Here is a 20410-nt window from a genome sequence, read left to right on the forward strand (position 1 = left end):
ACGAGGAAACACCAGAATGACAACTGCAAAGAAAAAGAAACCCATGGCGATCTCCCGCGTGCCGCAGAGCCGCCACGACGCCGTTTGGGCGGTCGGTCGCATTGGCGAGCTTCGCCGTGCCATTGCGGCACAGAAGGCGCTTGCGGACCGTGTGATCACGCTTGCCGGCGAGAAGTTCGAAGCGGACACTATCATGATGCGCACTGAGCTGGAGGAGCACGAGCGGGGTGTTCAAGCTTGGTGCGAGGCCAATCGCATGAACCTGACCAATAACGATAAGGTCAAGTTCCATGACTTCGGGACCGGCACGATCCGTTGGCGGTCGCTTCCAGCCAGCGTTTCTATTCGTGGCGCTGAAGCGGTCCTTGAAGCGCTAAAAGAACTCGGCCTGAAGTCCTTCATTCGCCAGAAGGAAGAAATCAACAAAGAGGCGATGTTGAACGATCCAGACAAGGCGCGAACCGTCGCTGGCGTGACCATCAAATCCGAAGGCGAAGTTTTCGCAATTGAACCTTTGGAGCTTAATGTCTCCTCAACGGCGGCGGGCAACGCATGACGACGATCCCGAACGCAATTCTGGCTAAAGTCGTGGACGAGGTTTTCGGAGGCGCTGTCGAGGATGCCAGCGTTATTCCTGAAATCTACGCCGTCATCAAGCGTGAAGAGGCGTTAGCGGAAAAGCCCCAAGCGCTTCGCGCACTCTACTTCTGCCTCACCTGCCGGTGGCACGCCGCAGATGTAGACTGCTGCACATATTCGGCTGATGAGATTTTCGTTGATTGCCACGGCGACCGTTTTTGCGCGGACTGCGCGAAACAGTACAGGGGCGGCACGAAATGGATGGAACGGCTATCCTCGATCCTTTCTCGCGCCGCTCCGCATCTGGAAGCGGGATTTACAACGAACACGGTTACCTTCGATCAATACTATGCCAAGCAGATCGAGTGGAGCCGGAAAACATTCGGCCCCGGTCTCCGCTCCAAAGGCATCACCGCGCACATCAAGAAGGAACTTCGCGAGATTGATGCCGAACCGCACGATCTGACCGAATGGTGCGATGTCATCATGCTTGCCATGGACGGCTACTGGCGACACGGCGGGACCGTTGAGAGTCTGCTCCGCGACCTCGTCGCCAAGCAGTCGGAAAATTTCTCGCGCGACTGGCCCGACTGGAGAGAGCTTGGCGAGGACTGCCCCGTTGAACACAGCAGGGGAGGTGGTGCGGCATGAGCTACGACTACATCCGAAATTATTACGGCGTGGAGATCACCGTTAATCACATCGTTCGCCACACGGTAACGGGCCGGATCGGCACCATCATGCCGGAGAAGGCCAGCGCTGGACACTATGTCCAGGTACTCTTCCAGGGCGACAAGCACATGCTTCCCTGCCATCCGACGGAACTGGAGTCGGTAGATGATTTCTGATCGGATTCCGCAGACGGCCTTCGCCCAGGGCTTCGCACTATGCTCGCCGGAAGGCACGCTTCTGCCGCACAGTTTCCGCCGCACGAAAGATGAGGCGATTGCCTCTGTCTTCACCGACGCCGAAAGCCGGGAGGCGCATTGGGCGGCTGCTGAAGAGGGCGGCATGACGGTTCAATTCGTCTACATGCGCGTCTTCACGCCGGTGTTTTTCGCGAGTGCTGTTCTGTCCGCGATGGCTGAAGCCGAAATGGAAGGTGCGGCATGAATACGATGGCCGTCATCAACATTGCCCGCCAGCAGCTCGGCATTGAAGAATCGGATTATCGCGATCTGCTGTTGCGTGTTGGTAAGTCAAGCTCTCTCCGCACCATGACGGAAAAGCAGCGGCTCGATGTGGTCGCGGAAATGAAACGGCTTGGCTTTAAGGTCAAGCCGACTTCGAAGAAGCTGCCCATCGCGTCCAAGCCCTATATCCGCCTCGTGCATGCGCTCTGGAAATCCTGCCATCGGAAAGGCGTCATTGAAGACGGCTCTCGCAACGCGTTGCGTACTTTTGTGAAGAAACGCACAGGCGTGGATGATCCCGATTTTCTAACGTTCGATCAGGCGAACCCGATTATCGATACGCTGAAAGCCATGGAGGCCCGTGGCTGATATGGCTATCTCATCCGTTAAAAATTTGCCTGCCAGTCTTCAGGATGTCGCCGAAACCGTTGGTATTGGTGTCGCCCTGAAGCTGATCGCGCATTTTGGCGGGACGGAAATCAAGTTTCCAAAAAAACCAGCTGACGATCATCCTATCCTTGTTGCTCTTGGCAAGGACGATGGAAAAGCTGTATGTGAACTTCTCGCGGGTGATTTCATTTACATCCCGCATGGACGCCCTCGCAGATCCTTGCGCGCTGACGTGCTGGAACTGGAGCGCCAGGGCAAGAACCGCGCAACGATCGCCAGAATGCTGGGCATCTCGCAGCGATGGGTTCGCGAAGTCGCGAACGAAAATCCTTCCGAAGAAAAAGACCTGTTCTCATAACGGACGGAACTGTCTTCCTCACTTATTGAAATCGTCAGCCACATAGGTTGCCCCTAGTCACAGGGGACACTCATGAATTTTGATCAATGGCTGATCTGGCGCTTGCGGATGCACGGCGCTTATGCGGGCAGCATGGACGGCGCACATGGGCGTGCTGTCATCGATGCCCTCAAAAAGTTTCAACATGCCGAAAAGTTGCCGGAGACCGGCATTGCCGATCGGGCAACGGTCGAGGCTCTGCGCCGCGATGCAGGTACGTCCATTTCCAGCCAAGCCGTCGCCGCCCCACCTGTTCCTGTCGAGCCGGTATGGATGCGCGAAGCTCGCCGCTACATGGGCCTGAAAGAGATCGCAGGTACAAAGTCAAATCCCGTGATACTCGGTTGGGCTAAGAAGCTCGGCGGCTGGATCGAAAGCTTTTACACCGACGACGATATCCCGTGGTGTGGCCTTGCTGTGGCAAACTGGATCGCGACGACGCTTCCGAACGAAGTTCTTCCTTCCAATCCTCTCGGTGCCTTGAACTGGAAAACCTTTGGTCGCGAAGTTCCGATGGCCGTTGGTGCAGTCCTCGTCTTCGAGCGTCCAGGCGGTGGCCATGTTGGCTTCTACGTCGGTGAAACCCGAACCCATTTCCACGTTCTCGGCGGAAACCAGCGAAACTCGGTCTCGATAACACAGGTCGAGAAGGACCGCCTGCGCGCCACCCGTTGGCCGAAAACCGGCCAGGAGCCGGTTCCTGGCCGCGTCCAGCTTTCAGCGAGCGGCGCGCCAATCTCCCGCAATGAGGCGTAGACCGAGATCATGAAACCAACCTACCGCATGTCCAAGCGCCAGATTTGGCTATCCTTCTGGCTCGCCTGGGCCGTCATTCTTTATCTTATTTGGCGTGGCGCGAATGGAAGCGATCAGGCCGTATCGCTAGCGGGCACTGTCGTGCCCTCCATGATGCTCCTGATAGCGGCGCTTCTCGGCATTCACCGGTTCGCCGGTTCCATGGATTTTGCAGCGGTGCAAAACTCCGCGTCTCCTGTCCAGCCTCTGCCTTTGGGTTTCGATGCCCGCGACGACCCAAACCCAGCGACGGGAGAAACACCATGATCTCGGCGTGGCTCACGAAGGCGGCCACGCCAATTTTCTGCAAGATCATCCTGCCGCTTCTCATCGTTGCGGCACTGATCTTCGCGGGTTGTCACGCTTTCAAGCGCGGCACAGAAACCCTGAGCCAGATGGTTGCCGATGCCCGCACGTCGGCGATCGCAGAACGCGACGCCCATTGGACAGCGCAGATCGAAAAATCTAACGCCAACCAAGCACGTCGCGAAGCCGCCCAGGCAATTGAAACCATGCGCATCAGCGCCGAGACGGCAAAGACCATTGCCGCCCAGCGCGCCCGATTGATCACTTTGGAGAAGGCCAATGCGGCTCTACCGAACGGCACTGCTGTTGGCCTTGATGGTGGCCGCGTCCAGTTGCTCCCAGACTGACAAACCGTCGCCACCTCCTGTCATTCGAACCGTCACCATCACTCCGGCCTTGCCCGCTGAAGCGCGGGAGGAATGCCCCAAGCTTTCCCCCAAGCCTGCCGGTGACATGTCGCAAGAGCAGGTTTTCAACAGTTGGGCCTCCGATCGGACGGCCCGCAATATTTGCGAGGAACGTCGAAAAGCTGCTGTCGCGGCAGTCGATGCGTCTGCGCATCACCAGGGGACTTCGCCTAAGTGACGGAACTCAATCTGCAAAGTAGTCGTACCGAGAAGGCGCATGACCGTCTCGATGTTGTAGAAAGCCGCGTCAGCAAGCTGGAGCTTTCTGACGCCGTTACCAATGAGCGCATGAACAGCATTCAGAAATCGCTCGGCAAGATCGACAGCAACACGAGCTGGATCATGCGTCTCATCATCAGCGGCATAATTCTCGCCATCATGACCTTTCTTGTGAAAGGCGGCTTCAATGTTCAGTGAGCAGGATAAGCGCCGCAAGGCTCGTGCCGACTACATCTATCGACGCATGACCGGCGCCACCATCTCCATGACGCTCGATATCAGCCAGGCCACCTTCGGGCGCTGGAAGAAAGCGGCGAAAGATGCTGGCGACGATTGGGATATCGCCCGCACGGCTTCTATTATGGCCGGTGAAGGCATCGAAACTGTTGTCTCGTCCGTGATCGAAGATTTCATGATCATGGCTCAGTCGGTCCTGGAGCAGATCAAGCATGGCGAGCTGCCCCTAGACCAGAAGGTCAAGCACCTGGTCGCGTTGGCTGACGCCATGACCAAGATGACCACCAGCGCTGGCAAGCTTGCGCCGAAGATTTCGGAATTGGGTGTCGCCCAGGACGTGATGCAATACCTCGTTGATTTTGTCCGCGAGAAATTCCCGCAGCACGTCGCCGCGATCCTCGAAATCATCGAACCTTTTGGTGAAAGCCTCGCGAGACGCTACGCATCATGATCAAACGGCCTAGCCTGAAAGCGAAAGTCAGCGGCAAGGATTTCAAGGAAAATCTTGCCAAGCTGGCGGACGATCTCGCCAAGTGGGTTGAGCTTTCGGTTACGGCCTTCTCTGCCGATCCGAAGGCCAAAGCCGAGCGCTTGGCAAAAGTGAAAGACCCGGAAACGGGCTTTCAATACTTTCTGGAAACCTACCTGCCGCATTACGTGAAGGGCGAACACAGCCTCTTTCACCATGCGATCTTCAAGCGCGTTCCTGAAATCCTTGCATCCGAGAAGGGCGTTAGAGATTTGCTCATCGCGCCCCGCGGATCTTCGAAATCAACGCACCTGTCGCTTGGCTTTGCCCTTTACTGCATCTGCCTTGGTTACAAGCGCTACATTCTGGAGGTCTGCGACGTTTACGAGCAGGCAGCGCTCTTGGTCGAGGCGATCAAATCGGAGCTGACCGAAAACCCGCGCCTCTCTAACGATTTCCCGGAAGCGACCGGCGCTGGTCGTGTGTGGCGCGAGGGCGAAATCGTCACGGCCAACAATATTCGTGTCGAAGGCCTGGGCGCTGCCAAGAAGATCCGTGGCCGTCGCCATGGTCCTTATCGTCCGGATCTAATGTTCTTCGACGATCTGGAGAATGACGAAGCGGTCCGCTCTCCCGAGCAGCGCAAGAAGCTCGAAACATGGATCAAGCGTGCGGCCCTCAAAGTCGGCCCGCCTGACGGTTCTATGGATGTCGTTTGGGTTGGTACCGTCCTTCATTATGATGCCGTCCTGGTGCGCGCTGCAAAGTCGCCCGTCTGGCGCGTGCAAGAGTTTCAGGCCGTCATTCGGTTCCCCGATCGTATGGACCTTTGGGACCGGTTCGAAGAAATCTATGAGAATGACGGTGAGGAAGCTGCGACCGGCTTCTATACGGAAAACAAGAGCGTCATGGACGCCGGTGCTATCGTCAACTGGCCTGCCGTCCAGCCGCTGCTAAAGCTGATGCTGGAGCGCGCCGCCGATCATGATAGCTTCGCAACCGAGTATCAGAACAAGCCTATCAATGAGGCCAGCCCGTTCAAGGATCTGACCTTCTGGGTGGTGCGCGAGCCGGATCTCGTGCACTTCGGTTCCGTCGATCCGTCGCTTGGCAAGAAAGGCAAGGGCCGAGACCCGAGCGCTATTCTGATCGGCGGCTTCAATCGTCTACACGGCACGATGGATGTGCTGGAGGCGTCGATCCGCAGGCGTTTGCCCGACATCATCATTTCTGACGTGATCGAAATGCAGCGCAGGTATCAATGCATGCTGTGGTTTATCGAGGCGGTTCAGTTTCAGGAATTCCTACGAACGACGCTGATGGCGACCGCTGCAAAACAAGGTGTCGGCATTTCCGCCGTGCCGATCACGCCGACTGCCGACAAGGATCTGCGTATCGAGCGCCTTCAGCCACCCGTCGCGGCCGGGCTGATCAGGCTCAACAGCACGCAGCAGACGATGATCGACCAGCTTCAGCAATGGCCCAACGCCGACCATGACGACGGTCCGGACTGCTTGGACATGCTCTGGCAGAACACCTTGCGTTATGCGGGCGGTCTCGTGTCCGCGACCGGTCTCGATATCCAGTCCGCAACTTCTAACGATGCCCGCTCTGACGGTTGGGGAGACTACCGCCTATGAAATCGAAGAAAATCGCCGCCGTCGAACAGCCCCGCAAGAACCTGCCAGCGTCCGCGTCCAATCTGATTGCTGACGCCAGGAACGATATCACCATTCCGTTTTACAGCGGTGCGCTTCAGCACCAGGACGACACGCTTCTTCACCGGGGCGGGGGTAAGGGTCTCAAGATCTATGATGAGATCGAGCGGGATACTTATGCCAGTGCCATGCTTGCCAAGCGCAAAAAGGTGCTGGTGGCTCGAAACTGGGAGCTGAAGGCGTTTTCTGAAACGCCGCTCGATGTCGCGGCCGCAGACTTCTGCCGTGAGGTTGTCAACGACCTTCCCTTTGACCGGATCTGCGAGGATCTTCTCGATGCAACGCTCAAAGGCTTTGCTGTTTCTGAGGTCGTATGGACGCGGAAGGGAAATCGCATTGTTCCAGAGCGGATCGTCAGTCACGACCAGCGCCGATTTGCATTTGGTGAGGATTGGCGTCCTCGTCTTTTGACCTGGACGAACATGCGCGACGGCGTCGAGCTGCCGGAGCGCAAGTTCATCGTCCACCGATTCGGCGTGAAGGGAAACAATCCTTACGGTCTTGGAATTGGTTCGCGGCTCTTCTGGCCCGTGCTATTCAAGCGCGAAGGCATTGCCTTCTGGCTGCACTTCCTCGAAAAGTTCGCCAGCCCGACAGTGATCGGCTTTACGCCCTATGGCACATTGCCCGAAGAGCAAAACAAGCTGATGAACACCCTTCGTCAGTTGCGCTCCAGTTCGGCGCTGACCGCGCCTATCGGCACGGACATCAAGTTCTTGGAAGCTGCCCGTAGCGGTTCGGTCAGCTATCAGGAGTTTCTGCAGTATTGGGACAAGCAGATCTCGATCGCGACCACCGGCGAAACTCTAACGACCGATATCGGCAACAGCGGATCGCGCGCCGCCTCAGAGACGCATGCAGAGATGCTGGAACTGCTGGTCGATAGCGACGCCGATCTCCTGTCCGGAACACTTCGCGAGACAATTCTCACATGGTTGGTGGAATACAACTTCCCCGGCGCTGGCGTTCCTTACATTTGGCGCACTCGGGCGAAAAACGAAAAGGCTGAATCGGAAGTCGGTAAAGCCAAGGCAGATGCGGCCACCTCCATAAACTCCGCGCTGATGGCAGTTCTGGCGACGGCCGGTCAGATCGATGATGACGATTTTGCCCGTGAATACATCACCGGGTTTGGCATTACAGATCATCTGTCGGAAAAGGCGATCGACGCGCTAGTGGACGCACGGTTTGCCTTTATGGAGGGCGGGAAAAGAGACCGCGATCTGCGCAAGGCCGCAGATGAAAACCCTCTTTTTGCCGCGTTGTTTGGTGGCCCTGCCGTAAAAAAAAACTCCAGCGGCATGACCAGCACGTAAGCTTTTCGGAGGAAAGCAGCCGCATCGACGCGGTTGCCGACCAGCTTGAAACCGTAGTTGAAGGCCATTTCACCCGCCGCCTAGACGCTATCCGTGCCGCCTTGGATGCGCCTGATTTCATTGCTGCGCAAAAGGCCGTCCTGTCGCTTGCGGCAATCTGGTCACCTTCAGCGTTGGCGTCACAGATCAGTGACGCGTTAGAGCTTGCCTCATTGCAGGGCAGAGAGGCCGTGTTCCTCGACGCGGAAACCGAAGAGAACTTCGCGGACGCCGACGTACTCAACCAGTCGTTCCGCGAGCAGATTGAGTTCTTCAGGCAGAAACGGGTGAAACCCACCAAGGCTTGGACCGACGCTTTGCGCGGCGTCCACGATCGCGCATTTGTCGTCGCAGGTGCGACCGATATCGACATGCTGTCTGATTTCCAGAACGCGATTGCGCGGGCAATGGAAGATGGCACGGGCCTGGAGGCGTTCCGCCAGGACTTCGATCGAATCGTTCAGCAATATGGCTGGCAGTATAAGGGCGAGCGCGGCTGGCGTACCCGCGTCATTTTCGAGACCAATGTTCGGACCGCCTACATGGCAGGTCGCCTGAAGCAGATGCGCGATCCGGCCGTCATGAAGCTGCGGCCTTTTTGGGAGTACCGCCACGGCGAGACACGCCAGCCTAAAATTCCGCGTCCGCTGCACCAGGCGTGGGACGGCAAAATATACCGCTGCGACGATCCGTGGTGGGACACACATTTCCCGCCGAATGACTGGCTTTGCTCCTGTGGTGTTCGTTCGCTTTCGCTTGCCGATCTGAAGCGGCGAGGGAAGAATGGCCCGGATGTTGCTCCCGACGATCTGACCGTGCCGCTGATCGATCCGATTTCGGGCGCGCTGATCGAGCAGCCGCAGGGTATCGGTTACGGGTGGGATTACATGCCCGGCGACCTTTGGGAGCGTGGCCTCGTGCCGTCCTCATTGATGAATGAAGGCGGCATATCTCTCGACAATCCACGCCATGCTGTCGAGATCGATGTGCCAGAACCGATCGAGACGCTGTTGAACGCGTCGAAACCATTCAAGGCCAACCCACTTGAGGACGGTCTTTCGCCTGAAGACTATGTCAGCGCGTTCTTGAAACCGTTCGGAGCGGGGATCGGGCAGGCAGTGCTATTTGAAGACAAGGCCGGAGAGCGAATACCGATATCGGATCTGCTCTTCCGTGACAGAAAGGGTGAGCTGAAGGTAACGAAGGGCGACCGCGCCACGCTAACGCCATTGCTGGCTGAAGCGCTGATGGATCCGGACGAAATCTGGATTGGCGTGGCCCGCAAAAAAGACCCGATTGATAAGGGTGTGGAAGAGTTGGTGGTTGATCGCCGGTACATTCGAACCGACGCCAAGTCGGGCCTCATGATCGTGTTCGAGATTGGTCAGCGTTTTTGGAAGGCGATAACGGCGCACAATATCAGCAAGCCCAACGGTCAAATCGACTTGAAGGCGCTGGACCGTAGGCGCGGTGGAAAGCTCGTTTACAAGCGGCCCAAAAAGTAAAAGGCCGGGGTGATCCGGCCTTGATGTCGATGTGCTGCCGCGACCATCACCGTCTCGCCTCACCGACAGTCAATAATCTAACGCGAAACGGAGAGAATGTCCAATGAGCGGTGTCAGCTTTCAGGTGACGTTGGATGACGAAGCGGCTCGGCTTCGATTGGTGGAGCTGGTCGAGCGCATGAATAGCCCGCGTGGGTTTTACAAGAACGTCGGTGAGCTGCTGTTGAACTCTGTCGGGGACAACTACGACAATGAGCGTGGTCCTGATGGCAGACGCTGGCAACCGTTGTCACCAGTGACGAGGGAGCTACGTCAACGCCGGTACGGAAACGCGCCGCTGACGATCTTGCGGGTGACCGGCTCGCTGCGCGGATCTTGGAATTATCGCGCCACCGATGATGATGTTCGGATCGGTACGTCGAAGATACAAGCCGCGTTGTTGCACTTCGGCGGGCAAGCTGGCCGCAATCATAAAGTCACGGTTCCGGCTCGCCCCCAGGTCGGCGTTTCGAGCGACGATGAACGCGCAATTGGACAGTTGGCCGAAGACTGGTTGACGCTCGAATGAGCTCAGAACAAAACAGCCGCTGAGGCGTTTCAAAAGGCGTGGATGCCCGGATATACCGATTTCGGGCGAGCCTAGCGTTAGAGACGCGTTAGAAATCGATTACGGCACGGTTCAAGCCTTGATCTAGCTTCGCCTCTGCGCTTCGGCCTTGAAACATTCCGCGCAATGGCGCAAATTGTCGCCGCCTGCACAAACCCGCAGGACGGAACTGTCTGCCTTACGATAGTCGTCGCGCTTTAGGCCAACGTGCCTCCAGTTATCGCACTGGAAGGTCCACATGGCAGACGCCAAGCCCATCACCGCCCGTATCGAGGTATTTCGCAGCGGCACGTTCATTCCGATGAACGGCACGCAGCTTTCTTTCTCTGCCGCCGATCTGAAGGCGATGGCTGACGCCTATAATTATGAAACTGCCCCTGCGCCGATCGTTGTCGGCCACCCGAAGACAGACGCGCCTGCTTTCGGCTGGGCGCAGAGCTTCGAATATGATGCGAGCGCCGATCGGCTTTATGCCAATGTCGGCGAGATCGCTCCTGCCTTTGCCGAAGCGGTCAAAAGCGGCACATACAAAAAGGTCTCGCTGTCGTTCCACCGTCCAGACGGTGCAGCCAATCCGGTTCCCGGCACTTGGTATCCGAAGCATGTCGGTTTCCTTGGCGGCGCGGCTCCGTCTGTCTCTGGTTTGAAGAACGTTCAGTTCTCCGATGGCAGCGACACCGTGGAAGTGTCGGCTGATTTCGGTGAGCGCGGCTTCGAAGAAACCGCATCTCTCCTTCGCGGCCTTCGCGATTTCATCATCGAGAAGTTTGGCATGGAAGCCGCTGACAAAGCGCTCCCCGCCTACAGCATCGAATGGCTGCAATCGACCGAGATCGAAAAGCCCGCAGCGCGTTCGCCATCCTTCTCCGCACCTCCCGCACCAACACCAAAGGAACCGCCCGTGACACAGTCCGATCCGGCTTTCGCGGCTCGCGAAGCTGACCTCAATGCCCGCGACGAAAATCTGAAGAAGCGCGAGCAGAAAATCGCCAACGACGAACACATCTCTTTTGCGGAGACGCTGGTCGCCGGTGGCAAGCTGCTCGCCGCATCGAAAGACAAGGTCGTTTCGATCTTGAACGCGCTTTCCGCCGAAGCCGTTGTTTCCTTCGCTGAAGGCGACAAGCAGGTGTCAGTTCTTCAGGCAATCCGCGACGTGCTCGCAGCACAGCCGAAGGTCGTTTCGTTCGGCGCGCATGATCTTCCCGCACCTGGTGGCGCTGATGCCCCCGTGTCGTTCGCGGCGGACGGTCAGAGTGTCGATCGCGACCAGCTCGAAACACACGCGAAGGCGCAGGCCTATCAAAAGTCTCATCCCGGCACGGCCTATCTCGACGCCGTGAAGGCCGTCTCCTGACCTGAAGGATCTTCTCCGATGCAGTTTTTCATAGACGTTCTGTCGCTAACGGCGACCGCAACCACCGTCTTCGAAGCCTACGATCTCGTAGACTTCAACGACGCCAAGATCACCGCTGATGATCAGCCTGTGAAGGGCGTCGCCAAAAACCCGGCGACCGAAGTGGGCATGGATGTGTCTCTTCTGGCGATCGGCGTCGCTCGTGTCCGCGCACGCGGTGCCATCACCAGGGGGGCGAAACTGATTTCCGCTGCTGGTGGCGGTGTCAAGGTTGCTCCAGCCGGAGCCGTCAACGCATTCGCGCAGTCGCTCTCTGTCGCCGCAGACGGCGAATTCGTCTCCATTCTCGTTCGATAAGGAATTTCTTTCATGGCTTCCATGAACACCAAGCAGGCGGCTGTCGTCGATCCGATCCTGTCCACCCATGCTCGCGGTTATCGCAACTCCACATTCATCTCGCATGAGCTGTTCCCCCGCGTCTCGATCCCGAACCGCTCGATGCGTGTCATCAAGTTTGGCAAGGAAGCGTTTCGCCTGCTGAACACCCGTCGCGCACCAGGTGCGAATAAGAGGCGCATCCAGTACGGTTACGCTTCCGATCCGGTATCGCTGGCGCAGGATGCGCTTGAGGGCGTCGTACCTGTCGAGCACCAGGAAGAAGCCGAAAGCGTCCCCGGCATTGATCTTGGTGCAGGCGCCATCAACATGACGCTCGATGTCGTGGATTTGAACCTTGAAATCGAAGCCGCCAATCTCGCCCGCAATGTCGCGAACTACGATAACAATCATAAGATTGTTCTCGCCGGTTCCGACCGCTGGAAGAGCGACACGAGCAACCCGAAGGAAGATTTTGACGACGCCAAGGAAATCATCCGGCAGTCGATCGGACGCTACCCCAACACGCTCGTCCTGGGGCCGAGCGCCAAGAACGCGCTCTGCAATCACCCCAGGATCAAAGAGCAGTTCAAGTACACGTCGAAGGACAGCATCAGCCTCGACATGCTTGCCGCTTACTTCGAGGTGAAGAAGGTGATCGTGGGTGGCGCGATCTTCCTGCCGGAAACGTCCGCTGACAACACCCTTGCTAACGATGTCTGGGGCAATGACGCCATTTTGGCCTACGTGCCTGAAGCTGGCGATAACTTTCAGGTGCCGTCTTACGCTTACACCTACGAGCTTCGCGGGTATCCCCAGGTCAACCAGCCTTACTTCGAAAACGCGACCGACTCGTGGATCTACCCGGTCAAGGTCGAGCGTCGTCCGATCCTTGTCGGCGCTGAAGGTGGTTTCCTGTTCAAGGATGCCGGTGCATCGCCGGTTTAAGGAGCAACGCCCATGGATGATTTGAAGAGCACAGTGACCTTGGTTGCTCCTGCCAAGGTCAACGGCATCAGAAAAGCGGCGGGGGCAACCGTTACGGTTAGCGCGACTTTAGCGCTCCAGCTTGCGGCGTCTGGTGCCATCAGTGCCGAGCTTGCCGAGCAGCTTTCCGAAGCCTTCGACACCTCTGAAACTCCTTTGGAAGGCGACTTCCATCAGGCCGTCGAAACGGCGGCGCTAGACCGGATCGAAGAGCTGAAGATCAAGAATGAGCTTGAGGTCGCTAATCTGCTTGAAAAGCACGGCCGGGAAATTGCGGAGATCACCGCAGGCTATGGTGCTGAACAGCAGAAAATCACAGATCAGCTCGGCGAGGAAAGGGCAAAGGTTTCCGTCCTGGAAGGCGATCTTGAGGCCGCTCGCCGGCGATACGAAACGGCTGAAGAAGCAGCGGGCGAAATCTCTGGTGATCTTGCCAAGGAGAAAGAAGCCCGCGCCGTGGCCGAAGCGAAGCTCGCCGAAATCGGCGCGACGCAGAAGCCAGCCAAGGCGACGAAATAAGGTCCGTTCCGAAGCCTCGCAAGCCGGACCTTTCGAGCGGGGCAGACCACCACATCGATCTGCCCCGCCCGTTGCCCTCAATCCATTTAACTTAACGCCTGGTGCTCACCGTGACCTATGCCACGCTTGAAGATCTGATAGCCCGCGCCAGTGAAGACGAGATCCGGCAGATTGCCGATCGCGACCGCGACGGCGTCATCGATCCCGACGTGATCGCAGAAGCGTTAGAACATGCCGACAATCTGGTGAATGGTTATGTCGGCACGAAATACGCTCTTCCTCTTTCTCCCGTTCCGGATCTCGTGCGCACCTGGTCGATCGATATTGCGCGTCATCGCCTGCATTATCAGGGACCACCGGACTACGTTGTTAAGGATTACGAGAAGGCGCTCGCGTCTCTGGATCGTGTCGCAAAAGGTCTGATTTCTCTTCCCGTCGCTGGCGTCGATACCCCCGCGTCCAGCTCCGGCACGGTGATGTTTTCCGCGCCGCCCGAAGTCTTTGACGCGCGCGGCTTGAGGGGCTGGTGATGTTTGCAAGCATTATCGAGCATCTGAAAACCTCCGCCCCATCGCTTGCCAGTGTCGAATTTGCAGAAGATCTGGACGTTGTGGCGAAGGGCGTACAGCGCGCAAGCACCACCACATTCATTGTCCCGCAGCCTGAAAAGGCCGGTCCAAACAGACTTGCAACCGGCCATCGCCAGCTCGTGCAGGTCCGCTTCCTAGTCGCGACCATTCTTCGCTATCACAGCGACGCCACCGGCAAGATGCGTGCAGAAGAATTCGACCGCTTCAAGAGCGAGATTGAAGATGCGTTGACCGGATGGGAACCCACCGATGGCAGCGACCCGTGCGAATTGGTTGCCACTGAACCCACACCCATGCCGAACGGCGTGACGATCTTCGTCGCCGTCTGGGAAACCTCTCGCTACCTCACGGGCAAGGAAACACCATGAACCAGCCTACCAGCGGCGGGCAGTATGTCCGCGATCCCGAGACCGGCGCACTCACAAAAGTGACGGAAGCGCCAACTCAGGAACCTGCAACCACCACCAACACAGAAACTGAGACGCCGGTTGTGAAGGCGGCTTCGGGGAAGGGAAACCGTAATGGCTAACGAAGCACGTTATTTCCGCAAGCTTGCCGTTCTTGCAAAGATCGAAACCGCCCAGGGCGAAGATGCGGCTCCTGCCGCAGCCGACGCCATCATCATGTCGAATGTCACGTTCACGCCGCTGACCGGCGAACGTGTATCGCGTGACCTGATGCTGCCTTATCTCGGGAACCAGGGCGTCATCCTTGCTGGCATCTATGGTCGCCTTGAAGGTGATATCGAGCTTGCAGGTTCTGGCGTCGCCGGTACGCCGCCCAAATATGGTTCGCTGCTTCGTGCTGCGAACTTTGCTCAGACGGTCACCGCCAACACGAAGGTTGATTACACCATTGTTGAGGAAGGCGCGGAGTCGGCATCGATTTACTTCATCTCCGACAAGGTGAAGCACGTCTTTGTTGGCGCGAAGGCAAATTTTGCCCCGAACTACCAGCCTAAAAGCTATCCGAAATGGCGCGTAACCGTCGTCGGGATGCTCGGCACGATTACCGATGTTGGCGCGATGCCTGTCGTCAGCAAGGCGGGATGGGCCAAGCCAGTACACGTCAGCAAAGCAAACACGCAGATGTCCTTGCACGGCTGGCCGTCTGTTGCTGAAAGCCTGTCGCTCGATGTCGGCAACACGCTAACGCCGCGCTTCCTGATCGGTGACGAGAAGGTTCTCATATCTAATCGCTCTTCCACCGGCACAGCCGTCGTCGAGGCGCGATCGCTGTCCACCGTGAATTGGTTTGACAAGGCGCTAACTCGGGAAAGCGGTGCTTTATCGATCACCCATGGAACCGTGGCTGGCAATATTGTCGAGATTACCGCGCCTGCGGTGGAAGTCGGCGAGCCGACGCAGGGTCAGACCGACGGCATTTTGAACTACTCCTTGCCGCTCGATCTCTGCGCGATCAACGGCATGGACGAGCTGAAAATCACGTTCAAGTAACCGTCCGCTTCCTCCCATCCTACCGAAGTCGTTCAGGAGAGTACCCGCATGAAATTCGTTCTTGCAGAAACCTACAGCTACTGGTGGCCCGTTGTGGTGCGCATGCCCGATCCGGACGCGCCCGGCAAAATCATGGAGCGCACCCTCCAGGTGCTGTTCGAGCCGCAGCCCCGTGAAGAGGCGATTGCGGCACAGGAAGCGTATGAAAAGCTGACGACACAGCGTGAGCGCGACGCCCACGAGGTCGAGCAGCTGAAGGATGTCTGCAAGAACTGGGATGATGTCGTGGATGGTGACGGCGGCGCTGTTGCCTTCACGCCTGAAAACATTTCCCAGGCGCTCAACGTCACATGGTTTCGCCAGGGCGTCTATCGCGCCTATTCCGAGAGCCTTCGCGGCGACGAAGCCCGTCTGGGAAACTAAAGGCAGCGGCACGGGCATGGGCGTTTGGCGTCCTTGGCCGTGCCGATCCGGCCGCGACTGTCGATCTCGACAGCGACATGGCCGCGCAGCTCGAATTGATGGGTGTCGAGATCGACCCGTCAGAAATCACGTCAGAAGAAGATGAGGCTTTCAAGGTGTTTGCGCCCAACTGGGAAAGTGTGACCGCATTTCTGGCCTGCGATACGCAGTGGCGGGTAGTTGCGAGCGCCGCAAAGATCTTGTGGCTTGGTCTCGACTATGTTGCCGTCGATATCGTCCTTCGCCGCTTTGAGTTCTCTAACGCCGTCTTTGCGGACATTCAGTTTATGGAATTTGAGGCGCTATCTGTCCTGAAGGGTGCGAACCCATGAACAGGCAGCTGGAATTCGAACTGATCTTCAAGGCGCAGGCCGCCTCTGCCAAAAACGCCACGAACGACCTGCGCAACGACGTTGCGGCGTTAGGAAATGAGGTCACGAAAACTGCCGCTGCGTTCGATCGCGAAGCAGCGGCAATGAACCGTGATACAGAAGCCGCTCGCAAAAACACCGACGCGACCAACGCCCTGACAAAGGCCGAGACGAAGGCACGCCAGGACGCACTGGAGGCATCCGGCGCGGTTGCTCCAGCTGCGCCCGCGAGGGGATCGCGCCGCCGATCGCGGGTATCACAACCCGCGAACCCGCCCGCTCAGCCACCTGCGCCGCCAAAGCCACCAGAGCCGCAAAACCCGCCAGCAAACGACAATGAGCGGAGCGATCGCGCCCGTCGCCAGAACGCGGGATATCAGTATCTCGATATCGGTCAGGGCATTTTCGGCGGCATGCCATTGCCGATGATCGCGGCACAGCAAGGGCCGCAGCTTCTCCAGATCTACGCAGGCCAGGGCGGTATCAATACCGCGCTGAAGGATTTCCGGACGATCGCCAGCGGCGCTGCTCGCGCTATCACGCCGTTGACTGTCGGCATCGCCGGGCTGACATCTGTCGTCGCTCTTGGCGCGATCGCGTATAGCGGCTACCTGCAGTCCACAAAGGAGGTCGAAACCGCCGCCTCAGGGCTTGGCCGTGCGGTTGCTGGCAGCAAGACGGAGATGGAAGCTGCCGCACAGGCTGGCGCGTCTGCTGCCGGTATTTCGGTGTCGTCGGCCCGATCGATGGAAGCGCAGTTCCTGCGCACTGGCCGGATCGGTTCGGAGAACTTCGAAGCGCTGATCGCGATTTCCAAGGATTTCGGCGCGACGATGGGCATTGCGACCGACGAAGCCGGTTCGATGCTTGCGGAAATGTTCGCAGATCCTGCCAAGGCGGCGGAAACGCTTTACCAAAAGTACGGATTGATTGACGCGGCGACAGCACGTCAGGCTACGAACCTTGCTGCGCAGAACCGCCAGTCCGAGGCGCAAGCCGTTCTTCTGAAGGCTCTTCCAAGCCAGTTGGCAGATGCCAGTGAAGCGACGACTGCGCTCGGCCGCGCTTGGAATGCGGTTGCTAGAGGTGCGAGCGACGCGTTCGACTGGATGGGTAAAGCGGTTGATCGGGCAGTGTCCGGACCAAGCCTGGAAGATCAGATCGCCAAGGCTGAAGCCGCAAAACAACGTCTCGCCACGGTTGGCGGGATCTTCGACGTTTTCAATCCGGGCAAAGCTGAAGCTATCGCCGACGCGGCACGGCTTCCCGAGCTTCAGGCTGAAAAACGACGCCGTGATGAAGCTTTGGCCGCGCAGAAGAGGCAAGCCGAAGAAAACCGCCGCAGTGTTGCAGCCGTCACCCTCTATGAGGCTTCCCCCGCAAACGCTCGCGCAATGCAGGAGCAAAAGCTCCGCAACGAGATCGAGGCTCTGAAAAGCGGTCGAGGCCTGATCGGCGTTGACGATGCCAAGAACGATGCAGCGATCGAGGCAAAGACACGTGCGCTCGATGCGCTGATCAATCGTCAAGAGCGCATGGCAGAGCTGGATCGGCTCGATATCCAGATTTCCAACGAGAAAAATCCTCTATTGCGAGCCGAGCTGGAAGCCCGCCGCACGCGCATCCAGTTGGCAGATCAGGAAATGTCAGCGGAGGCGATCGCTATTGAGGCCGCACGCGCCCGTAACCGCGTGATCGAGGAGACGATCGCCAGCAGCACCACGCAAGTATCCGGCATGAAGGCCGAGGCCGAGACGCGGGCGAGATTGAACTCACTCGTTGCTTCCGGGGCGATCACGGCGGCCGACGCGAACCGCATGCTTCAGGAAGAGGTCACGCTCAGACCTCTAATCGCAGCCGCCGCAGCTGCTGAAGGGGCCGAAAAAGAGCGCCTCAACAAAACGATTTCCGATCTGCGCGGCGGTTACGCGGCTCTCGCGGCGGAGGAAAAACGCGCGTCCGCCATGGAGTACATGCGCGGTCAAAATGACAAGCTTGAGCAGCTGCGCCTGGAAAAGGATCTCGTCGGCGCAAACGCGACGGTACGTGGTCAGGCGTTGTCATTGCTCGAAGCCGAACAGCGTATCCGCACAATGGGCATTTCTGTGTCCAGCCGCGAGGCAAACCAGATCCGTGAATTGGCACAAGAGCAGGCAAAGCTAACGCGCGAGATCGAAAAGCAGGAAGAGGCGTGGGGCCGCGTCCAGCAGGCCGGTGAAGACGCGATCGGCGGGGTTGTCGATAAGTTATCGGACGGCGATTTCAGTGGTGCGCTCGATGCCGTCAAGGATGCCCTGACCAGTTTCGTCAAGGATGACATCAAAGCCAACCTTAGCAACGCGCTTCTTGGTACCGACAAGGCGACTTCGGCGGATGTCGGCGGTTTCACCGGCATCCTCTCCCGGTTGTTTGGCGGCGGTAAAAGAGACCCCGCGTCCCTCGTAAGCAGCGCCATGGGACAGTCTGTCGGAACGATGTCTGTCACGGCGGCGAGCGTCGTTGTTAACGGCGGTATGGCTGGCGGTTTAGGCGGGCTTATTGGCGGCGCTGCTAATGACAATTCCAATGTCGTGAGCTTTCCCGGCTCGATCTCTAGTTACGCGAAAGCAATTCAGTCGATCGAGAGCAGCGGCAACTATAACGCGCTCGGCCCGATCACCAAGAACGGCGATCGTGCGTATGGTGCCTATCAGGTGATGGGCGCGAACATCGGCCCGTGGACGCAAAGCGCACTTGGCCGTAGCCTTTCGGCCAATGAGTTCCTGTCATCCAAATCGGCGCAAGATGCCGTCTTTGAAAAAATCTTCGGCGGTTATGTTTCGAAGTACGGTGCTTCAGGAGCTGCTCAGGCGTGGTTCGGCGGTCCCGGTTCTGTCGGCAAGGGTGGCAATGCGACTGACATTCTCGGCACCTCCGGCACGGCATATGTCCAGAAATTCAATGCAGCGCTCGGTAACGCCACCCAAAGCACGACGATAGCTGCACAGGGTCTAGGCAACCTTGGCACGGGTTTCAGCCAGTTCGGCCAAAACCTGTCTAGTTTCTTCCCGTCCGCGCCTAGCAGCGGCGGCGGCGGTTTCTTCAGCAACCTGTTCAATAGCTTTTTTGGTGGCGGCGGTCTTAATCAGTCAATCCTGAAAGCTTCTCCGCAGACGGCATCTGCGATCGCATCAGGGATCGGTGGCCTCTTCGATGTCGGCGGTTGGACCGGCCCTGGGGAAACAAAAGACATTGCAGGCGTGGTTCATGCAGATGAATTCGTGTTCTCGAAGAAAGCTGTCCAGAAGATCGGCGTTCCGAAGCTCGATGCCATGCATAAAGGCTTGCTGCGCGGATACTCGACCGGAGGTTACGTCAGTTCGGGCGCTGTTTACCCCTCTGCTGTCGCCGCCAACTCTAACGGCGCTTCCGGTGTCTCGATCGCCATCAATAATTTTTCCGGGCAGGAAGTCACGACACAGGAAACGACCGATAGTCGCGGGAACCGGCAAATCACCATGGCGATCGGGCAGCAGGTTGCCGCGACGGTTGGTCAACGCGGCAATCCCATGCGTAGTGCGATCCAGCGGGAATTCGGCCTGAAGGCTCCGGGGGTCAGACGATGACACATCCGACTTGGCCTCCGGAGCTTCCAAAGCCCGAACGCAATACGTGGCAATCGACACCACAGGATGCACGTCTCAAGCGGCGTTCAGACGCTGGTCCGGTCGGTTATCGCCGCCGCTTTTCATCTGCATCCCGAACCGTTTCCCTGTCGATCGTTGTCGATCGCAACGGTAAGGAACGCTTCGACCGCTTCTATCAGCGCGAAACGAAGGGTGGCGCGCTGCTGTTTTGGATGCCCGATCCGACCACGCAAGGTTGGGCGTTAGGAACCAGCGACGGCGCACAACTTCTAACGAGTGGCGGCGCACGCATCCTCATGGCGCGGCGCTGGCTGGTGACATTCGGCAGCAACTTGCCCGCCGAGACTGTCCAGGGTGTCGAGTTCAGATTTTCATTTTCGGTCGAGGTGATGCCATGAGATGCACTTACTGCGGTTCGGGTCTCCATCCATACGAATATTGCCCCAAAACATGGGGTGGAAGTGCGGCGCGTCTCCATTTGCGTTGCTCTTACTGCGGCGGCCGGAACCACGACTATGAGGGGTGCCCGAAGCTTAATGGCCGCTATAA

The 20410-nt window shown here is 58.1% G+C and carries 27 protein-coding genes; all 27 read left to right on the forward strand.

What is annotated here, in order from left to right; all coding sequences use genetic code 11:
- Positions 1-16: 16 nt before the first annotated feature.
- The 27 genes from QE408_RS12525 to QE408_RS12655 all read left to right on the forward strand — a co-directional run bounded on the left by QE408_RS12525 (position 17) and on the right by QE408_RS12655 (position 20259).
- Complete coding sequence (locus QE408_RS12525) at positions 17-556, forward strand: host-nuclease inhibitor Gam family protein (RefSeq protein WP_306931596.1); 540 nt, start codon at positions 17-19, stop codon at positions 554-556.
- Positions 553-1230: a dATP/dGTP pyrophosphohydrolase domain-containing protein gene (locus QE408_RS12530; RefSeq protein ID WP_306931598.1), complete on the forward strand. Its 678-nt coding sequence runs from the start codon at positions 553-555 to the stop codon at positions 1228-1230. The genes QE408_RS12525 and QE408_RS12530 overlap by 4 nt, the downstream gene beginning before the upstream one ends.
- Positions 1227-1427: a hypothetical protein gene (locus QE408_RS12535; protein ID WP_306931599.1), complete on the forward strand. Its 201-nt coding sequence runs from the start codon at positions 1227-1229 to the stop codon at positions 1425-1427. The genes QE408_RS12530 and QE408_RS12535 overlap by 4 nt, the downstream gene beginning before the upstream one ends.
- Positions 1417-1692: a hypothetical protein gene (locus tag QE408_RS12540; protein WP_306931600.1), complete on the forward strand. Its 276-nt coding sequence runs from the start codon at positions 1417-1419 to the stop codon at positions 1690-1692. Before QE408_RS12535 ends, QE408_RS12540 begins: the two co-directional genes overlap by 11 nt.
- On the forward strand, positions 1689-2081 hold the full coding sequence (locus QE408_RS12545) for a gp16 family protein (RefSeq protein WP_306931602.1): 393 nt from the start codon (positions 1689-1691) through the stop codon (positions 2079-2081). Before QE408_RS12540 ends, QE408_RS12545 begins: the two co-directional genes overlap by 4 nt.
- A gap of 1 nt (position 2082) precedes the next feature.
- Positions 2083-2460, forward strand: coding sequence for a helix-turn-helix domain-containing protein (locus tag QE408_RS12550; RefSeq protein ID WP_306934788.1), 378 nt, complete (start codon positions 2083-2085; stop codon positions 2458-2460).
- 72 nt (positions 2461-2532) lie between these two features.
- On the forward strand, positions 2533-3255 hold the full coding sequence (locus QE408_RS12555; protein WP_306931604.1) for a TIGR02594 family protein: 723 nt from the start codon (positions 2533-2535) through the stop codon (positions 3253-3255).
- 9 nt (positions 3256-3264) lie between these two features.
- Positions 3265-3561 carry an NAD(P)+ transhydrogenase beta chain gene (locus tag QE408_RS12560; protein ID WP_306931605.1) on the forward strand — a complete coding sequence of 99 codons (297 nt, stop codon included), beginning with the start codon at positions 3265-3267 and terminating at the stop codon, positions 3559-3561.
- Positions 3558-3947, forward strand: a complete 390-nt coding sequence (locus tag QE408_RS12565) for a hypothetical protein (RefSeq protein WP_306931606.1) — start codon at positions 3558-3560, stop codon at positions 3945-3947. Before QE408_RS12560 ends, QE408_RS12565 begins: the two co-directional genes overlap by 4 nt.
- Positions 3948-4181: 234 nt before the next feature.
- On the forward strand, positions 4182-4424 hold the full coding sequence (locus QE408_RS12570; RefSeq protein WP_306931608.1) for a hemolysin XhlA family protein: 243 nt from the start codon (positions 4182-4184) through the stop codon (positions 4422-4424).
- Positions 4414-4914 (forward strand): DUF1804 family protein, encoded by a 501-nt coding sequence (locus QE408_RS12575; protein ID WP_306931609.1) that lies wholly within the window; start codon positions 4414-4416, stop codon positions 4912-4914. Before QE408_RS12570 ends, QE408_RS12575 begins: the two co-directional genes overlap by 11 nt.
- Positions 4911-6572 carry a phage terminase large subunit gene (terL, locus tag QE408_RS12580; RefSeq protein ID WP_306931610.1) on the forward strand — a complete coding sequence of 554 codons (1662 nt, stop codon included), beginning with the start codon at positions 4911-4913 and terminating at the stop codon, positions 6570-6572. The genes QE408_RS12575 and terL overlap by 4 nt, the downstream gene beginning before the upstream one ends.
- Entirely contained in the window at positions 6569-7966 is a 1398-nt protein-coding gene (locus QE408_RS12585) for a DUF935 domain-containing protein (protein WP_306931611.1), read from the forward strand. Before terL ends, QE408_RS12585 begins: the two co-directional genes overlap by 4 nt.
- 101 nt (positions 7967-8067) lie before the next feature.
- Positions 8068-9510, forward strand: coding sequence for a PBECR2 nuclease fold domain-containing protein (locus QE408_RS12590; RefSeq protein ID WP_306931612.1), 1443 nt, complete (start codon positions 8068-8070; stop codon positions 9508-9510).
- Positions 9511-9613: 103 nt separating this feature from the next.
- Positions 9614-10078 carry a phage virion morphogenesis protein gene (locus tag QE408_RS12595; protein ID WP_306931613.1) on the forward strand — a complete coding sequence of 155 codons (465 nt, stop codon included), beginning with the start codon at positions 9614-9616 and terminating at the stop codon, positions 10076-10078.
- A 277-nt stretch (positions 10079-10355) separates the two neighbouring features.
- The gene (locus QE408_RS12600) at positions 10356-11474 is read left to right on the forward strand and encodes a hypothetical protein (protein ID WP_306931614.1); all 1119 of its coding nucleotides are present in this window, start codon (positions 10356-10358) and stop codon (positions 11472-11474) included.
- Between the two features lie 18 nt (positions 11475-11492).
- Positions 11493-11831 carry a hypothetical protein gene (locus QE408_RS12605; protein WP_306931615.1) on the forward strand — a complete coding sequence of 113 codons (339 nt, stop codon included), beginning with the start codon at positions 11493-11495 and terminating at the stop codon, positions 11829-11831.
- Positions 11832-11843: 12 nt separating this feature from the next.
- A complete protein-coding gene (locus tag QE408_RS12610; RefSeq protein WP_306931617.1) occupies positions 11844-12797 on the forward strand; it encodes a major capsid protein in 954 nt (317 codons plus the stop codon).
- Between the two features lie 12 nt (positions 12798-12809).
- The gene (locus tag QE408_RS12615; protein ID WP_306931619.1) at positions 12810-13355 is read left to right on the forward strand and encodes a hypothetical protein; all 546 of its coding nucleotides are present in this window, start codon (positions 12810-12812) and stop codon (positions 13353-13355) included.
- A 110-nt stretch (positions 13356-13465) separates the two neighbouring features.
- Positions 13466-13885 (forward strand): gp436 family protein, encoded by a 420-nt coding sequence (locus QE408_RS12620; RefSeq protein WP_306931621.1) that lies wholly within the window; start codon positions 13466-13468, stop codon positions 13883-13885.
- Entirely contained in the window at positions 13885-14313 is a 429-nt protein-coding gene (locus QE408_RS12625) for a phage tail terminator protein (RefSeq protein ID WP_306931623.1), read from the forward strand. The genes QE408_RS12620 and QE408_RS12625 overlap by 1 nt, the downstream gene beginning before the upstream one ends.
- On the forward strand, positions 14310-14474 hold the full coding sequence (locus tag QE408_RS12630; protein ID WP_306931624.1) for a hypothetical protein: 165 nt from the start codon (positions 14310-14312) through the stop codon (positions 14472-14474). Before QE408_RS12625 ends, QE408_RS12630 begins: the two co-directional genes overlap by 4 nt.
- Positions 14467-15402 carry a phage tail tube protein gene (locus QE408_RS12635; protein ID WP_306931627.1) on the forward strand — a complete coding sequence of 312 codons (936 nt, stop codon included), beginning with the start codon at positions 14467-14469 and terminating at the stop codon, positions 15400-15402. Before QE408_RS12630 ends, QE408_RS12635 begins: the two co-directional genes overlap by 8 nt.
- 48 nt (positions 15403-15450) lie before the next feature.
- Positions 15451-15825, forward strand: a complete 375-nt coding sequence (locus QE408_RS12640; RefSeq protein ID WP_306931628.1) for a hypothetical protein — start codon at positions 15451-15453, stop codon at positions 15823-15825.
- A 77-nt stretch (positions 15826-15902) separates the two neighbouring features.
- Positions 15903-16196, forward strand: coding sequence for a DUF1799 domain-containing protein (locus tag QE408_RS12645; RefSeq protein WP_306931630.1), 294 nt, complete (start codon positions 15903-15905; stop codon positions 16194-16196).
- On the forward strand, positions 16193-19840 hold the full coding sequence (locus QE408_RS12650; RefSeq protein WP_306931631.1) for a phage tail length tape measure family protein: 3648 nt from the start codon (positions 16193-16195) through the stop codon (positions 19838-19840). Before QE408_RS12645 ends, QE408_RS12650 begins: the two co-directional genes overlap by 4 nt.
- Positions 19837-20259 (forward strand): hypothetical protein, encoded by a 423-nt coding sequence (locus QE408_RS12655; RefSeq protein WP_306931633.1) that lies wholly within the window; start codon positions 19837-19839, stop codon positions 20257-20259. The genes QE408_RS12650 and QE408_RS12655 overlap by 4 nt, the downstream gene beginning before the upstream one ends.
- The last annotated feature ends 151 nt before the right edge of the window (positions 20260-20410 follow it).

Source organism: Agrobacterium larrymoorei (genome assembly GCF_030819275.1).
GTDB lineage: Bacteria > Pseudomonadota > Alphaproteobacteria > Rhizobiales > Rhizobiaceae > Agrobacterium > Agrobacterium larrymoorei_B.

Excerpts from the sequence above, each read along its gene's own strand:
- QE408_RS12525 (WP_306931596.1), top strand. The coding sequence starts at position 17 with ATGACAACTGCAAAGAAAAAGAAACCCATGGCGATCTCCCGCGTGCCG.
- QE408_RS12530 (WP_306931598.1), top strand. The coding sequence starts at position 553 with ATGACGACGATCCCGAACGCAATTCTGGCTAAAGTCGTGGACGAGGTT.
- QE408_RS12535 (WP_306931599.1), top strand. The coding sequence starts at position 1,227 with ATGAGCTACGACTACATCCGAAATTATTACGGCGTGGAGATCACCGTT.
- QE408_RS12540 (WP_306931600.1), top strand. The coding sequence starts at position 1,417 with ATGATTTCTGATCGGATTCCGCAGACGGCCTTCGCCCAGGGCTTCGCA.
- QE408_RS12545 (WP_306931602.1), top strand. The coding sequence starts at position 1,689 with ATGAATACGATGGCCGTCATCAACATTGCCCGCCAGCAGCTCGGCATT.
- QE408_RS12550 (WP_306934788.1), top strand. The coding sequence starts at position 2,083 with ATGGCTATCTCATCCGTTAAAAATTTGCCTGCCAGTCTTCAGGATGTC.
- QE408_RS12555 (WP_306931604.1), top strand. The coding sequence starts at position 2,533 with ATGAATTTTGATCAATGGCTGATCTGGCGCTTGCGGATGCACGGCGCT.
- QE408_RS12560 (WP_306931605.1), top strand. The coding sequence starts at position 3,265 with ATGAAACCAACCTACCGCATGTCCAAGCGCCAGATTTGGCTATCCTTC.
- QE408_RS12565 (WP_306931606.1), top strand. The coding sequence starts at position 3,558 with ATGATCTCGGCGTGGCTCACGAAGGCGGCCACGCCAATTTTCTGCAAG.
- QE408_RS12575 (WP_306931609.1), top strand. The coding sequence starts at position 4,414 with ATGTTCAGTGAGCAGGATAAGCGCCGCAAGGCTCGTGCCGACTACATC.
- terL (WP_306931610.1), top strand. The coding sequence starts at position 4,911 with ATGATCAAACGGCCTAGCCTGAAAGCGAAAGTCAGCGGCAAGGATTTC.
- QE408_RS12585 (WP_306931611.1), top strand. The coding sequence starts at position 6,569 with ATGAAATCGAAGAAAATCGCCGCCGTCGAACAGCCCCGCAAGAACCTG.
- QE408_RS12595 (WP_306931613.1), top strand. The coding sequence starts at position 9,614 with ATGAGCGGTGTCAGCTTTCAGGTGACGTTGGATGACGAAGCGGCTCGG.
- QE408_RS12600 (WP_306931614.1), top strand. The coding sequence starts at position 10,356 with ATGGCAGACGCCAAGCCCATCACCGCCCGTATCGAGGTATTTCGCAGC.
- QE408_RS12605 (WP_306931615.1), top strand. The coding sequence starts at position 11,493 with ATGCAGTTTTTCATAGACGTTCTGTCGCTAACGGCGACCGCAACCACC.
- QE408_RS12610 (WP_306931617.1), top strand. The coding sequence starts at position 11,844 with ATGGCTTCCATGAACACCAAGCAGGCGGCTGTCGTCGATCCGATCCTG.
- QE408_RS12615 (WP_306931619.1), top strand. The coding sequence starts at position 12,810 with ATGGATGATTTGAAGAGCACAGTGACCTTGGTTGCTCCTGCCAAGGTC.
- QE408_RS12625 (WP_306931623.1), top strand. The coding sequence starts at position 13,885 with ATGTTTGCAAGCATTATCGAGCATCTGAAAACCTCCGCCCCATCGCTT.
- QE408_RS12630 (WP_306931624.1), top strand. The coding sequence starts at position 14,310 with ATGAACCAGCCTACCAGCGGCGGGCAGTATGTCCGCGATCCCGAGACC.
- QE408_RS12635 (WP_306931627.1), top strand. The coding sequence starts at position 14,467 with ATGGCTAACGAAGCACGTTATTTCCGCAAGCTTGCCGTTCTTGCAAAG.
- QE408_RS12640 (WP_306931628.1), top strand. The coding sequence starts at position 15,451 with ATGAAATTCGTTCTTGCAGAAACCTACAGCTACTGGTGGCCCGTTGTG.
- QE408_RS12645 (WP_306931630.1), top strand. The coding sequence starts at position 15,903 with ATGGCCGCGCAGCTCGAATTGATGGGTGTCGAGATCGACCCGTCAGAA.
- QE408_RS12650 (WP_306931631.1), top strand. The coding sequence starts at position 16,193 with ATGAACAGGCAGCTGGAATTCGAACTGATCTTCAAGGCGCAGGCCGCC.
- QE408_RS12655 (WP_306931633.1), top strand. The coding sequence starts at position 19,837 with ATGACACATCCGACTTGGCCTCCGGAGCTTCCAAAGCCCGAACGCAAT.